At 62.6% G+C, this 13,903-nt stretch carries 12 protein-coding genes; 5 read left to right on the forward strand and 7 right to left on the reverse strand.

Annotation, left to right across the window (positions count from 1 at the left end; translation table 11 throughout):
- Positions 1-145 precede the first annotated feature (145 nt).
- The 3 genes from ftsZ (at position 146) to IV091_RS00395 (ending at position 2,611) form a co-directional block, all read left to right on the forward strand.
- The gene (gene ftsZ, locus IV091_RS00385) at positions 146-1,375 is read left to right on the forward strand and encodes a cell division protein FtsZ (protein ID WP_293463920.1); all 1,230 of its coding nucleotides are present in this window, start codon (positions 146-148) and stop codon (positions 1,373-1,375) included.
- 114 nt (positions 1,376-1,489) lie between these two features.
- Entirely contained in the window at positions 1,490-2,413 is a 924-nt protein-coding gene (gene lpxC, locus IV091_RS00390) for a UDP-3-O-acyl-N-acetylglucosamine deacetylase (protein ID WP_293463922.1), read from the forward strand.
- 21 nt (positions 2,414-2,434) lie between these two features.
- Positions 2,435-2,611, forward strand: a complete 177-nt coding sequence (locus tag IV091_RS00395) for a hypothetical protein (protein WP_293463924.1) — start codon at positions 2,435-2,437, stop codon at positions 2,609-2,611.
- 12 nt (positions 2,612-2,623) lie between these two features.
- On the opposite strand, the gene ruvC is transcribed toward IV091_RS00395, so the two are convergent.
- From ruvC to IV091_RS00430, 7 genes are all read right to left on the reverse strand, one after another.
- The gene (gene ruvC, locus IV091_RS00400; protein WP_293463926.1) at positions 2,624-3,172 is read right to left on the reverse strand and encodes a crossover junction endodeoxyribonuclease RuvC; all 549 of its coding nucleotides are present in this window, start codon (positions 3,170-3,172) and stop codon (positions 2,624-2,626) included.
- A 92-nt stretch (positions 3,173-3,264) separates the two neighbouring features.
- On the reverse strand, positions 3,265-4,011 hold the full coding sequence (locus IV091_RS00405; protein WP_293463927.1) for a transglycosylase domain-containing protein: 747 nt from the start codon (positions 4,009-4,011) through the stop codon (positions 3,265-3,267).
- Positions 4,008-4,883 (reverse strand): shikimate dehydrogenase, encoded by an 876-nt coding sequence (gene aroE / locus IV091_RS00410; RefSeq protein ID WP_293463929.1) that lies wholly within the window; start codon positions 4,881-4,883, stop codon positions 4,008-4,010. Before aroE ends, IV091_RS00405 begins: the two co-directional genes overlap by 4 nt.
- 33 nt (positions 4,884-4,916) lie before the next feature.
- A complete protein-coding gene (locus IV091_RS00415; protein ID WP_293463931.1) occupies positions 4,917-5,765 on the reverse strand; it encodes a TonB C-terminal domain-containing protein in 849 nt (282 codons plus the stop codon).
- 31 nt (positions 5,766-5,796) lie between these two features.
- Positions 5,797-7,869 carry an RNB domain-containing ribonuclease gene (locus IV091_RS00420; RefSeq protein ID WP_293463933.1) on the reverse strand — a complete coding sequence of 691 codons (2,073 nt, stop codon included), beginning with the start codon at positions 7,867-7,869 and terminating at the stop codon, positions 5,797-5,799.
- A 28-nt stretch (positions 7,870-7,897) separates the two neighbouring features.
- On the reverse strand, positions 7,898-8,485 hold the full coding sequence (locus IV091_RS00425; RefSeq protein WP_293463935.1) for a YqiA/YcfP family alpha/beta fold hydrolase: 588 nt from the start codon (positions 8,483-8,485) through the stop codon (positions 7,898-7,900).
- A gap of 96 nt (positions 8,486-8,581) precedes the next feature.
- The gene (locus tag IV091_RS00430) at positions 8,582-10,963 is read right to left on the reverse strand and encodes a hypothetical protein (RefSeq protein WP_293463937.1); all 2,382 of its coding nucleotides are present in this window, start codon (positions 10,961-10,963) and stop codon (positions 8,582-8,584) included.
- Between the two features lie 245 nt (positions 10,964-11,208).
- Here IV091_RS00430 and IV091_RS00435 point away from each other — a divergent pair, with 245 nt between their 5' ends.
- Together IV091_RS00435 and IV091_RS00440 are read left to right on the forward strand one after the other, a co-directional pair.
- A complete protein-coding gene (locus IV091_RS00435) occupies positions 11,209-11,901 on the forward strand; it encodes a response regulator transcription factor (protein ID WP_293463939.1) in 693 nt (230 codons plus the stop codon).
- Positions 11,902-11,945: 44 nt separating this feature from the next.
- A complete protein-coding gene (locus IV091_RS00440; protein ID WP_293463941.1) occupies positions 11,946-13,802 on the forward strand; it encodes a histidine kinase in 1,857 nt (618 codons plus the stop codon).
- Positions 13,803-13,903 lie beyond the last annotated feature (101 nt).

Consider the following 13,903-nt stretch of genomic DNA (forward strand, 5'->3'; position numbering starts at 1 on the left):
CTTGTCCTGCTTCATGAGCCGTCCTTCGCGTGGAGTCCATTCCGGAGGCGCCGATCCACCTGCCTGAAAGGGCGCTACCAAGCGTGTCAATCACAATAACTTTTTTAAATTTTGGCAACCACAATTTATCGACAGGAGGCTCCCAATGAGCATCGAAATGATTGAAATCGAAGAGTTCAACCAAGGCACGCAGATCAAGGTCATCGGTGTCGGCGGCGGCGGCGGCAACGCCGTCGGGCACATGATTGCTTGCGGCGTGCAGGGCGTCGAGTTCATCTGCGCCAACACCGATGCGCAGGCGCTTGGCCGCGGCAGCGCGCACAAGACCATCCAGCTGGGTGGCAGCGGCCTGGGTGCCGGCAGCAAGCCCGACCGGGGCCGTGAGGCGGCCGAACTGGCGGTTGACGACATTCGCAGCGCCATTGCCGGCGCGCACATGCTGTTCATCACGGCCGGCATGGGCGGCGGTACCGGCACCGGCGCCGCCCCCGTGATTGCGCGCGTGGCCAAGGAAATGGGTATTTTGACGGTCGGCGTGGTAACCAAGCCTTTTGAATTCGAAGGCGGCCGCCGCATGACCAATGCCGACCAGGGCTTGACCGAGCTGGAGGCCAATGTCGACTCGCTGATCGTCGTGCTCAATGAAAAGCTGCTCGAGGTACTGGGCGATGACGTGACCCAGGATGAAGCCTTTGCCCATGCCAACGACGTGTTGAAAAATGCCGTAGGCGGCATTGCCGAGATCATCAACGTGCCCGGCCACGTCAATGTCGACTTTGAGGACGTGCGCACCGTCATGGGCGAGCCCGGCAAGGCCATGATGGGCACGGCCAAGGCCAACGGGCCAGACCGCGCGCGTATTGCCGCTGAGCAAGCCGTCGCCTGCCCCCTGCTCGAAGGCATTGACCTGTCGGGTGCCAAGGGCGTGCTGGTGCTGATCACGGCAGCCAAAGGCTCACTCAAACTCAGCGAGTCCAGGCTGGCCATGAACACCATCCGCGCCTACGCATCCCCCGATGCGCATGTGATCTACGGCACAGCCTACGACGACGAACTCGGAGATGAAATCCGTGTCACCGTGGTCGCCACCGGCCTGAGCCGCCAGGGCGTGCGTCGTCAGGCGCCGCCGCTGCAGGTGCTGCGCACCGGCACCGACAACGTGCAGTTCACCATTCCGACGCTCAATGCGGTGTCGAATGGGAGCGGCGCTGCGCACACCACCATGGCGTCGGCGCAACCCGATTACGGCAACATGACCGTGCCCAGCGTGTGGCGCACCAACCGCACGCAGGCGGCGGCCAAGGTCGATGCGCTGGCCTCCGGCGGTATGGACGACTTCGAGATTCCGGCTTTCCTGCGCAAGCAGGCAGACTGACAAGGCCACGCGGCAGCCTCGGGCCTGCATCCACCTTGACGGGTGCTGCAGGCCCGGCGCACGCCGATAAATCCCTGCGCCGCGCTGGGCGCATGCGCCCCTTAAAATAGCGGCATGCTCGCTCAAAGAACCCTCAAATCCCTGACCAAGGCCGTTGGCGTGGGTCTTCACAGCGGCCAGCGGGTGGAGTTGACCTTGCGGCCGGCGCCGCCTGATACCGGGATTGTGTTCAGGCGCGTCGACCTGCCGCAGGCGGTCGACATCGTGGTTTCGGCAGAGGCTGTGACCGACACCCGCCTTGCGTCCACCATTTCAAGCGGCAGCGCCAAGGTGCACACCGTCGAGCATCTGATGTCGGCCTGCGCCGGCTTGGGGCTGGACAACCTGATCATCGACATCACTGCGGACGAGGTGCCCATTCTGGACGGTTCGGCGTCTTCATTTGTCTTTTTGCTGCAGTCTGCCGGGATTGCGCTGCAGGCGGCACCCAAGCGGTTTGTACGCGTCATCCAGCCGGTGGAAGTACGGGAAGGCGAGGGTGCCAACGTCAAGTGGGCGCGCCTGGACCCCTACGAGGGCTACAAGCTGAGCTTTGAAATTGACTTTGACCACCCGGCCGTCGACTCCACCGGACAGCGCGTGGCCTTCGATCTGGGCTCGGGCTCGTACAGCCGCGACATCGCCCGCGCCCGCACCTTTGGTTTTACCAAGGACGTGGAGGCCATGCGCACCAACGGGCTGGCACTTGGCGGCGGGCTGGACAACGCCATCGTCATGGATGACTACAAGGTGCTCAACACCGATGGCCTGCGCTACAACGACGAGTTCGTGAAACACAAGATCCTCGACGCCATGGGCGACCTGTATTTGCTGGGCAAGCCGCTGCTGGCCGCCTACAGCGCTTTTCGCTCCGGCCACGCCATGAACAACAAGCTGCTGCGTGCGCTGCTGGCGCACCCCGAGGCCTATGAAGTCGTCACGTTTGAAGACGAGCGCCAAGCACCGGCCGGATTTGCCACCCTGGCGCGTGCCTGGTAACGGGTTCAGGAACATCGCACCATGGTAGTGGCCCGTGTCCTTATCCTGCTCCTTCTCCTGAGTGCGGCCCTGTCCTTCGTGTTGTATGCGGTCACGGGCCAAGCGCGCTTCAAGCGCGTTGGCCTGAACATTCTCAGGGGGACGATGGTCGCCGGATTTGTATTTTTTGCGGTGCTGATCGCGCAGCACCTGGCCTGAAGCGACCTGGCGTCAGTAGTGGCGGCCCGCCTTGTAGGACGCACTGGAATTTGGCTTTAATGCGGTGGCGGCCGCCAAAATAGCCGCTGAACGCCCGACATGGGCGTGGGTAATGGCCAGCCCCAAGGCATCGGCAGCATCTTTTCCCGGCAGCGACGGCAACTTCAACAGGCGCATGACCATCTCCTGCACCTCCGCTTTGCCCGCCTTGCCATAGCCTGCCACGGCTTTTTTCATTTGCAGCGCGGTGTATTCGGCCACCCGCAAATCGCTGGATACCAGCCCGGTGATGCAGGCGCCGCGCGCCTGGCCCAGCAGCAGCGTGGCCTGCGGGTTGACGTTCACGAAGACAATTTCCACCGACGCAACGTCGGGCTGGTAGCGCTGCACCACCTCCCGCACACCGTCAAACAGCACCTTCAGACGGGCAGGTAAATCGCTGCGTGCCAGGTGGGTGGTCTTGATGGTGCCGCTGGCCACGTAGTTCAGTTGTGCGCCCTCGACATCGATGACGCCAAAGCCGGCAATCTGCAGGCCGGGATCGATTCCTAAAATACGCATTTGCTATACATTTTGTAGCGTTTGGTCAGCGCTCTTATTCGGCTTCAGGCCAAAAATGTTCACAATGACGGTTTGCGTCGAGGGCGCCATCCTCATGGCAGTTCCACGCCGCCCATGCGCGCCACGATCGTGCTGGCGCGTGAGGCGAGGTAGCCAGACTGGGGCCGGGTTTCAAAGTATTTCGGCCGCGGCAGCATCACCGCCAGGCGTGCCGCTTCATAGGCGCTCAATTGGGAGGCGGGCTTGCGGAAGTAACGCTGGGCCGCAGCCTCCGCACCAAAAACGCCTTCTCCCCACTCCACGTTGTTCAGATAGATTTCCAGAATGCGCTGCTTGCTCAGCAGGGCTTCGAGCAGCAGCGACAGCACCAATTCCTGGCCCTTGCGGAGCAGCGTGCGTTCGCCCGACAGGAAGAGGTTCTTGGCCAGTTGCTGCGTGATGGTCGAGCCGCCGATGATTTTGGGCGGTTTCAGGTTCAGCGTGGAAGACCTGGCACCCGCCCGGCTGGCTGATTGGGCAGCGCGCTCCTCGGCTTTGGAATTTTTTTCCCAGGCCTTCTCCAGCGCCACCATGTCCACGCCCTCGTGTTCTATGAAACTTGCGTCTTCGGAGGCGATGACCGCGCGTTTCAGGTGGCTGGACAAGCCTGCATAAGGCACCCACTGCTGGCGCCATTGCAGGGTGCCCTTGTTCATGGCGATGAGGTAGGCCTCCGAGCGCTGAAAGGCCGTGGACTCGGGATCGAGGACGGCCATCATGGCGATGCGCGCGACAAAATAAAGCTGCAAGGCCAGCGCCGCCAGCAGCACCAGGCCAAGCCACTTGAGCGCCGCTTTCATCCCAGCAGTACCCGCATTTCCTGCAGCACCTGCGCGGAAGGTGGGCGCACCTTGCGCCACAAGGCAAACGATTCCGCAGCCTGTTCCACCAGCATGCCCAAGCCGTCACGCGGCGTGGCGCCGTGCGCGCGGGCCCAGGTCATGAAGCCCGCCGCAGCCGGGCCGTACATCATGTCGTAGGCCAGTGCGCCAGGCTTCAGGACGCGGCCGCCAACCGGCACGCCAGCACCCGCCAGACTGCTCGCGCTGGCATTGATGACAACATCAAAAGAGCCCTCCAGTCCTTGTATATCCTGCGTCATCAGCTCTGTTTTTTGTAGCGATCTTTGCAGCGACGGGTGCGACTGGTGGAATTGCGCCAGCGCATCGGCCCGGGCCCTGGTGCGGTTGACCAGCACCAGCCGGCGCGGCCCGGCCGCCAGCAAAGGACCCAGCACGCCCGCCCCCGCGCCACCCGCCCCTATGAGCAGCACGTCACGCCCTGCGAGTTCGACGCCTGCGTTGTTCTGGATGTCATTGACCAGTCCCACGCCATCGGTGTTGTCGGCGTGGATGGCGCTGCCGTCGAGCACGAGCGTGTTGGCCGCCTGTGCCAGCTGCGCCCGGTCGGTGTGCGTGCTGGCCGCCTGGAAAGCTTCAAATTTGAAAGGCACTGTGACGTTGCAGCCGCGCGCGCCGCTACGCACCAACTGCGCCAGCGTGGCTGAAAAGCCATCAAGCGGCGTGAGCATGCGCTCGTAGCAAAGGGATTGACCCGTCAGCTCGGCAAAGCGTGCGTGAATCAGCGGTGATTTGCTGTGGGCGATCGGGTTGCCCAGTACGTAATACTTGTCCATGACGGCGGTTTGGGCTGGTTTGAAATGGTGACTCATGACGGGAATAGTGGGGTGGCGCCCGGCCCGTGCTCAGCGGGCGGTGAGCGTTGTTTCGAGGGCGTCGTCGCGCGTGAATTTGAACCGCGACACCACCACAATCTGGTCCGCCTTGCGGCGCATGGCATCGCTGAATCGGCCAAATGGACCTGTTCCGCGAACGATGTTTTGCGCCCGCCGGTCCAGCGTCAGGTTGCCCGAGGTTTCGACCACTTCGGTGTCCAGGATGCGGCCATCAAAATTGACCGTCACGACCATGGTCAGCGCGCCATACAGTTTTTTACCGGCCTGCTCGGGGAAATTGACGGTGCCTTTGTCTTCAATCTTGCGCCGCAGCTCTTCGTAGTACACCGCATAGACCTCTTCGCGCGTGGCCGGGCTGATGTAGCGTTTTTTGGGTCGCGCATTTTCTTCGTTGATGCGTTTTTCTATCTCGGCCAGAATCTTGATCAGCTGCTGCCGCCTTTGTTCACGCTCGGCCTGCGCCGGATTGTTGGCGGGCTGCGTCAGGTCCGGCGGCGGCATCGACGCCAGCTGCTTTTTAATATGCGCCAGTAACTGGGTTTGCTGTGCCTGCAGCGACTCCACCTTGCGCTCGGCATCTTCGGCTGCATCGCCCAGTTCCATCAGGGCGGAGGGCGGCAGCGGAGAGGTGGCGCGGCCTGCTTCAAGCTCGCCGCCGCCGGCCAGCGAGGCCTGGGCAATGGCTTTGGCAAAGTCCGGCTTTTCATTGGACTTGGCGTTGACCAGAATGACTTCCAGCGGCGTGTCCTGAAAGACGCGGTTAAAGCGTTCCGGGTCGACAAAGCGCACGGTCAGCAGCACCGCATGCAAGGCAACCGAGACGCCCAGGGCAATTTGCAGTGTGTTTGGTGACTTCACAGCGGGCAATTATCCGGTCTGTTGCGGCTTTTTAAGCGACGGCGACGGGCTCGCTCGCCGAATTTGCATCCCCGGACGGCTCGTTGAGGTCCACGGCAATCGAGATCGGGCCGGCCGCCATTTCGGACTCGCCATCATCCTCCTCAGCCTGCACCGCCGCGTCATCGTCGGGCGCGGTGTCCAGCCGCTCGATCACGGTGCCCGAGATGTCCAGCGTGATTTCGTCGATCGCCCCGAGCTTGACGCGCACCCGCGCGCCGCGCGGCAGGCCCTGCGCCCCCAGCGCCGACAACACCAGCGGCAACTCGTCGGCCCGCACCAGGTTGTCCTTGAAGGCGGTGGCGGTCAGCTCGGTAATGGCGTTTTGCTGCAGGTACTTGAGCGTCCAGTAGCGCTCTATGCCGGCCTGAAAGCCGTTGTAGGCGCTGTAGGCGGCATCAAAGCAGGAAATGATCGAAAAAAGCTCGGCATCCTTGGGCTTGAAGGGGGCGGCCAGCGCGGCGGTGCGGCCATGCCGCACGCAGGCAATGATCTGCCACTGGTTCACCATGTCGGTGTAGCGGCGCAGCGGCGAGGTGCTCCAGGCGTAGCTGGGCACGCCCAGGCCCGCATGTGGCAGCGCCTTGGTGCCCATGCGCACTTTCACGCCAGGCGCCATGCTGGCCTGGCTGCGGTAGATGCCGGGCACGCCGTGCTCGGCCAGCCACTGGCCCCAGGTGCAGTTGGCCAGAATCATGGCTTCGGCCACGATCAGGTCCAGCGGCGCGCCGCGCTGGCGAATGCTGATGCTGACCGTCTCGTCGCCCTGCGGCTCCTGGCCGGTCGGGTTGTCGAGCTTGAAGTTGTAGTCCGGCCGGTTGAAGTTCTCGGGCTTGCCGCGCACCACTTCGCGCTGGCCCTTGAGGTGTCTGGCCAGCCGGTGCAGAAAGGTCAGCTCAAGCCCCCACGGCACGTCGGCCCGCGGCGCCGTCTGGGCAGCTTCAAAAAACGCTTCGGTGAAGGTGCTGTCGAGCTGGTCGTGACGCAGGTTGCTGGCAATCGGCACCAGTTCCAGCCGTGTCACGCGGCTGGTGATCTCCAGCGTGGTTTCATCGAGCGTGAGGTAGAGCGACAGGGAAGGGCAGTTGCGGCCTTCCTGCAGGGTGTAGCGCTGCACGATGTCGTCGGGCAGCATGGTCAGCTTGTAGCCCGGCATGTAGACCGTGGACAGCCGCGCCCGGCCCACGGCATCGATCGGGCTGCCCGGCAACACCGCCAAACCAGGCGCGGCAATGTGAATGCCCAGCGTAATCGTGCCGCTGCCCAGTCCCTGCACCGACAGCGCATCGTCGATTTCGGTGGTGGCGGAGTCGTCGATGGAGAACGCACGCACCTCGGCCAGCGGCAATTCGTCCAGCACCGGCGGCGCCTGCAGCGTCGGAAAGCCCGTGCCTTTGGGGAAGTTCTCAAACAGGAAGCGCTTCCAGTGAAACTGGTGCGCCGACGAAATGGCGCCGGCTTTTTGCAGCAACTCCAGCGGCGCGGTGTGCGTGGCGCGCGAGGCCTCGACCACGGCCTTGTATTCGGGGCTGTTCTTGTCGGGCTTGAACAGGATTTTGTAGAGCTGCTCGCGCAGTGGTGCCGGGCATTGGCCCTGGCCCAGTTCCTCGGCCCAGGCGGTGATTTGCGCCGTGACCTGTTTTTTCTTTTCAATGGCGGCCAGCGCCTGCTGCAGTATCTCGGCCGGTGCCTTGCGGAACCGGCCCTTGCCGGCCCGGCGGAAATAGTGCGGCGAGTCGTACAGCCTGAACAGCGCTGCGGCCTGCTGTTCGAGCGAGGCCGGCTTGGAGGCGTCGGCGCTGAAGTAGTCGCGCGCCAGGTCGGCAAAGCTGAACTCTTCTTCGCTGGCAAATTCCCAGGCCAGCTCCAGTTCAATGTCTTCACTCAGTTTTTGCGCGGCGGCCACAAATTCGGCGGGCGCGGGCTTTTCAAACTTCAGCAGCGCGTTGCTGGCTTTCACCTTGACGCGCTTGCCCGAGTCGAGCTCCACCTGCAGCGAGGCATCGGTTTCCGACAAAATTCGTCCGGCCAAAAACTTGCCGGTTTCTTCAAACAATACAAACATGGGCCGGATTGTCCCACGGGCAGGTGCGCTAGCGGGCCAGATCAAGAAAAGCCAGCACCTCGTCAAGGTGCGCGTCAAAGTCGCTCAGCGCGTGGTCGCCGCCTTCCAGCAGTTTGAGGTGCGCGCCCGCGTAGCGGCCCGTCATCTCGCGCCAGTCCAGCACCTCGTCGCCCTTGGCGATCACGGCCAGGTAGCGCTGCGGCTCGGTCAAAGGCCCGGCGCCCTGCGCCTGCAGTTCACCGATGAACTCGGGCTTGAAAAAGAAACGCTCGGCCGGGTCGTGCCAGCTGGTCTGCTCGCCGATGTACTTCGCCAGGTCGCGCGCCGGATCGACCGCCGGGTTCAGCAGCACGGCTGGGCAGCCCGTGTTCTCAGCCACCCGGGTGGCATAAAACCCGCCCAGCGACGAGCCGACCACTGCCATCGCATCACGCGGCCAGTCGGCAATGCCCTGCATCACCAGGTCCATGGCGCCCTGCGGCGAGGGCGGCAGCTGCGGGCACCACCAGACGACGCCCGGATGCTGTGCCTGTACCCGGGTGGCGACCTGACGCGCCTTCATCGACTGTGGCGAGGAACGGAAACCGTGGAGATAGAGCAGGTGGGTGGTGGTCATGGCGCCATCATATGAATAAAGCGCGGGCGTAAAAAAGCCCCGCCGGGGCGAGGCTTGGGTGGATCCAGACGAGCGCATGCTCGTCCTGGTGGGGCTTTAGCGCCGGGAACCCGTGAAACTTCCCGTCGTTGACGGCGTTGTCGATGTATCGGTGTAGGTACCGCTTGCGGCACCCGTCAGAAAGTTGAATGCGCCGCTGGCCGTACCCGTCGCATCTGAATACGTGAAAGCGCCAGTCGCTAGATCCGTAAACGTGAGGCTGCAGGCTTTGTTGGTACTCACACCGCTCGAGAGGTTGATGTCAGTGCAATTGGTACTGCCGTCGTTGAGGATGCGCATGATGCTTGGCTCCAGAGGTGCAGCCGCCACAGACAACTCCCATTCACCTGTATAAGAGGTTCTCGTCAAGGCCAAAGGTGTGTCCGGGTTGACGGTGGTTAACCCCAGTTTTCCAAACAGGGCGTTGGTCGCTTTCAGATTCAGCCGCGCACTGTTGGCCACGCTCTGCTTGTTCTGATAGCCGAAATAAATTCGGCCGGCACGTTCTACGAAAATCCGTGTAGAGGACAATGCCGCGGCTTGGGATGGCAGGCCGTTCAGCGTCATGACGCGGGCATCGCCCAGCGCCGCGATGCTGTAGGAACCTGTACCGATTGCGGTGCAGTTGCGGGTCGAGCCATTGTTGAACCGCTCTTTGCACGCGTAGTACGTGACTGGATTCGTGCCTGTGCCCTTGAACGCTATGCGAATTTTGGTGTTACCGCTGTAATAACCTGGGGCTGTGCCGGTACCGACTGGCGCTGTCCCGAGGACACCAATGTTCACAGTGCTGTTGCCCCAACCTTCACTGGGTAGGTCGGGGCTGACGTAGGTTGCGCCGCCGTATTGAAAGCTGTTGGTCTCATAGACGCATGGCGTGCCCGGATTGGCCTTGATGAAACCTTCCAGCGTGGTGCTGTTCGCGCCGTTGCCTGCATATTCGGCTGAGTTACAGCCCACTCCGGATGCCTGCGTGCTGGCAGTACCGCCGGCAGAGACCTCCGTGCTGTACTGCTTCACCAGATTGCCGATGCCCGGGTAGTAGGTGAAGGCTGCAGTCAATGGGGTTGCTGACTGGTAATGCAGCGAAGAACCTGTTGGGAAGGTCGTGCTGCCCAGCACCGAGGTCAAGGTGGCGGCTGTGTTGTCACCAATGGATAGATTGGTATAACCCGCCGTGCGAACGTCGGTGATGACGCTCGCCATTGTTTTGCCGCCTATGTCGAACGTGGCGCGATTGCTCGTGCCGGTCTCAAAGTTGTCGCAGGTGTTGTAGGTGGAGTTGCCCTGCGCATTGCGCGCGGTATTTTTATCTTCCGAGTTCAAAGCGCATCCAACCCATGACGAGCCATTGAAGTGAAGGTCAGCCTGGCGATTGGGGCTGCCACCTATGGATGTCCAGGCTGCAATGTGGCCAGAATTGCTGCTGTAGCGCCTTTGTACGCTACGCGTGAAGCCGGAAGAATCTGGCGTTGCCTGTGCGGCTGTTTGAACATTGATCCTGCTGGACCAGTTTGCGGAGTTGGAGTAGTTCAACAGTCGCAAGTTTCCGCCCGCTGTCGGCGTTTCGGCGACCACGGGGCTTGTCGATGCAGTCTGGTTGTTGATCGCCACCAATGTCGCAACCGCGCTGGCCGTCAGCCCGGTATCCGGACTGGCAACCAGTGCGTTGGCTTGGGCCAGCAAGGCCGTTTCTTTTGCGGCTGGCGTGGCGGCGGCCAGTACGCTGGGGTCGGCCAGCGCCGTCACTAGCGCGGGCAAAATTTCAAGCAGCTTGTTCTGAATCAGCTTGTTCAGGTCGGCTTGGGTAATCACCGTGCCATCGATGGCGCTGGTGCCCAAGGCGCCCGCCAGAGCCGTGGACTGCTGCTGGGTGGTCACGACCACCATGCGGGCGACCGTGCCGGCGATCTGGCTGTTGGTCGTGGTGCCTTTGGTGAAGTCTTCAAACAGCGAAATGTTGAGGCCCGTTTGCGCTTTGACCGAGGCTTCAGCCTGGGCGCTGGTGGCTCCGGTGGTGGCGACCAGGGTTTGAACCAGTGTGGTCAGCGGGCTCACTACCGCAGATTTGTCCGCCGGGGCCTGCATGGTGAACGCCGTCTTGACGGGACCGTGGTCGGCATCGACCGCATCTATGCCTACAACGGCCACGATTGGGTATTTGCCGATATCTGCAGCAGGAACGTTAAGCACAACCGAACCGTCAGCCTTGGTGATGGCAAAGGTTTCACCCGCTTCGCACTGGCCATTGGTGTTGGCGTCAACGCACACCTTGGCATTGCCAATGGCCCCGTCAATCACGGTGATGGGCACGGCGGTGGTTGCAGCAGGTGCAGCAGGTGTAGCCGCTGTGGTTCCACTGCCGCCTCCACAGCCCGCCAATGCCAGCAGCGCTGCGCTGGCCAGCGCCAGCGCCAGGTTTTTTGGTTTGAGGTGCATGAGTTTCCCTTGGTAGTTACAAGCTACAAGCCGCCCGCACAACATGCGGAGCGGAGCTTGTCGACATTTCATGACAATTTGTGACAAAGTGCATCCCATGAATATGGGGTGAAACAATATGTTTTACCTGCTTGCACGCAACATCGATGGTGCTACCCGGGGTGTTGCCGATATGCTCAGGTCCAGCCCGGCTGGCCAAGCGCCGGAATCCGGTGACCAGGAGGTGCAATGTGGCGTGGCGAGTAATGATTGTTGAAGATGATGCGCCGATGCGCGCGTTTTTTGCTGCCAGCGTGCAGCGCTCCGAGCAGTTGAGCCTGGTCGCCAGCGTGGGATCTGTGGCCGAGGCGCGGGCCTGGCTGGACGACCCGGCGCACGGCGTGGACGTTCTGCTGACCGATCTGGGCCTGCCCGACGGCAGTGGACTTGACGTGATTCGCCACGCCCGGCTGCGCCAGCCTTCTTGCGAGCCATTGGTGATTTCGATGTTTGGCGACGAAGACAACGTGCTGGCCAGCATCGAGGCGGGCGCCCTGGGTTACATCCACAAAGACGCCACGCCCGGTGACATTGCGCAGTCGATACTGGAGATGAAAGCGGGCGCCTCGCCGATCTCGCCCATGATTGCCAGGCGGGTGCTCATGAAGTACCTGAACCTGCAGTCAAATCAGCTCCCAGCCAAAGTACAGCGGGCTGGAGTAGCTACTAATAATGAATCAGATTCCAGGGAGAAAAACCTGCTGTCGGCGCGCGAGCAAGAGGTGCTGGAACTGATTGCGCGGGGATTTTCCTATGCCGAGATTGCACGCCTGAAAGCCGTCACGGTGCACACGGTGCAAACGCACATCAAGAGTCTGTATGGCAAGCTGGCTGTGCATTCGAAAAGTGAAGCCGTGTTTGAAGCGACCCGTATGGGGCTGCTGCCAGGTCGGGGGTGAGATGTTCCGCAGGCGGCACCGAAGCATTCCGTTACGATGTGTTCATGTTGGCATTCTGTGCAAAGAGGCTCTGGAAATCTGCATCGTCCCGTTGGCTGCCGGTGCTGCTGGGGTGGCTCGCGCTGGTGGGCGTGGCGCAGGCCGAGTTGCTCACGCTGACCGAGGCGCGGGCAAACGTAACGGTCAATGGCCTGACGACCGTCCAGAATCTCCAACTGCCTTACCACTGGGACCGTCTTAACAAGGGCCAGCGGGGCGAGGCGGTGTTTGACCTGTCATTCAGTCTTCCCAAGCAGCCTGTCGAGCCCTGGGGGCTGTACCTGCCGCGCCTGGGCAACGCCTATGAGATCTGGCTCAACGGCACGCTGCTGCAGCGCCAGGGCGACCTGCTCAATTACAACGGCGCAGACTATGCGCGGGTGCCGCGTTATGTGGCCATCTCGCCTGCGCTGCTGCGGCCGTCCAACCTGATTCGCGTGAATATCCGTGCCGATGTGGGGCGGCGCGGCGGGCTTTCCGCGCTGGTGCTGGGACCGCAGGATGCTGTGCATGCCGCCTACCTGCACAGCTACCGCTGGCGCGGCACCGGATCGCTGGTGGTCACAGCCTTCAGCCTGGTGGTCGGGCTGGCGGCGATGTCGTTGTGGTTCACCCAGCCCGCTTCCGGCCTTGAAGGCCGGACCCGGCGCGACCCGCTCTACCTGTTTGCTGCGCTGGCAGAGCTGTTCTGGGCGCTGGCGGTCAGCGATGTCCTGATTGAAAACCCGCCCATGCCCTGGCCCTGGTGGGGTGTATTGCAGGTGGTGGCGCTGGGCGCCTGGGGTGTCAATATGGCGCTGTTCTGCAGCGCGGTGGCGGGTTGGGGTCGGCACCCCGCCGCGCTGTGGTTTGGTCGCTGGCTGGGCCTGTTGATGGCCGCGAGCGTCGGGATGGCCGCGTGGGCGCTGGTTGGGGGGCAGCCAATCGCGCTGACGGTCTGGTACGCGGTCCTGGGGGCCACGTTGCTGGGCTTTGGCGTCTTTTTCCTGTGGCGGGCGCTGCGCCAGGCGCCAATGGCGCACCGCGTGGTGGCGGCAGCCTTGTTGATTAACGTTTTGTTCGGCCTGCGCGATCTGTATGTGTTTCGCATCAACCCGACCTATGCCTCCAATACGCTGCTGCGCTATTCCTCGGTGCTTTTTGGCTTGACGCTGGGCTATATCGTGATGGCACGGTTTCGCGCGGCGAGCGCTCAGGTGCGCGATCTGCTGGCGACGCTAGCCGCGCGCGTGTCGCAAAAGGAAGTCGAGCTTGCCGAAAGTTACCGAACGCTTGAAATACTGGCGCGTGATCAGGAGCGAGCGGCCGAGCGCACGCGCATCCTGCGCGACATGCACGATGGCGTGGGCTCCCACATCAGTTCGGCGATCCGCCAGATCCAGTCGGGCCGGGTCAGTCAGCAGGAGTTGCTCCAGACACTGCGCGACACGCTGGACCAGCTCAAACTGTCTATTGATACCATGAACCTGCCCCCCGGCGACGTGACGGCCTTGCTGGCCAATCTGCGCTACCGACTGGAGCCGCGTCTTGCGGCATCCGACATTGCGTTGCAGTGGGGCGTGGATTTCCTGGAGCCGGTGCAGCGCCTGGACGCGCAGGCCATGCGGCAGTTGCAGTTCATGGTGTTCGAGGCGCTGTCCAATGTGATGCAGCATGCCCGCGCCAGCATGCTGCGCATCGAGGCGACCATGACCCCAGAGGGCACGCGGCTGCGCCTGGTAGACAACGGCTGCGGCTTTGACACGACGGCTCCGCTGCGCAAGGGTCTGCTGTCGATGCGCGAGCGGGCCCAGGCGATAGGTGCCACGCTGCAGCTGTACAGCGCACCGGGGCAGACGGTGGTGGAGATATTGATTCCCTGAAAAAAGGAAAATTGCCCCCGCGCTTGCCGCTCTGCTTGCTGCGCGACCTCCGCTGTCGCTCGAATTTTGCTGGTCAGCCCGCTGGCGCGCGCAGGGGGCGG

It is taken from the genome of Polaromonas sp., assembly GCF_018780625.1.
In the GTDB taxonomy this organism is placed as follows: Bacteria; Pseudomonadota; Gammaproteobacteria; order Burkholderiales; family Burkholderiaceae_C; genus Polaromonas.

Bases quoted from the DNA above. Each gene is read 5' to 3' on its own strand.
- ftsZ (WP_293463920.1), top strand. From the start codon at position 146: ATGAGCATCGAAATGATTGAAATCGAAGAGTTCAACCAAGGCACGCAG.
- lpxC (WP_293463922.1), top strand. From the start codon at position 1,490: ATGCTCGCTCAAAGAACCCTCAAATCCCTGACCAAGGCCGTTGGCGTG.
- IV091_RS00395 (WP_293463924.1), top strand. From the start codon at position 2,435: ATGGTAGTGGCCCGTGTCCTTATCCTGCTCCTTCTCCTGAGTGCGGCC.
- ruvC (WP_293463926.1), bottom strand. From the start codon at position 3,172: ATGCGTATTTTAGGAATCGATCCCGGCCTGCAGATTGCCGGCTTTGGC.
- IV091_RS00405 (WP_293463927.1), bottom strand. From the start codon at position 4,011: ATGAAAGCGGCGCTCAAGTGGCTTGGCCTGGTGCTGCTGGCGGCGCTG.
- aroE (WP_293463929.1), bottom strand. From the start codon at position 4,883: ATGAGTCACCATTTCAAACCAGCCCAAACCGCCGTCATGGACAAGTAT.
- IV091_RS00420 (WP_293463933.1), bottom strand. From the start codon at position 7,869: ATGTTTGTATTGTTTGAAGAAACCGGCAAGTTTTTGGCCGGACGAATT.
- IV091_RS00425 (WP_293463935.1), bottom strand. From the start codon at position 8,485: ATGACCACCACCCACCTGCTCTATCTCCACGGTTTCCGTTCCTCGCCA.
- IV091_RS00430 (WP_293463937.1), bottom strand. From the start codon at position 10,963: ATGCACCTCAAACCAAAAAACCTGGCGCTGGCGCTGGCCAGCGCAGCG.
- IV091_RS00435 (WP_293463939.1), top strand. From the start codon at position 11,209: ATGATTGTTGAAGATGATGCGCCGATGCGCGCGTTTTTTGCTGCCAGC.
- IV091_RS00440 (WP_293463941.1), top strand. From the start codon at position 11,946: ATGTTGGCATTCTGTGCAAAGAGGCTCTGGAAATCTGCATCGTCCCGT.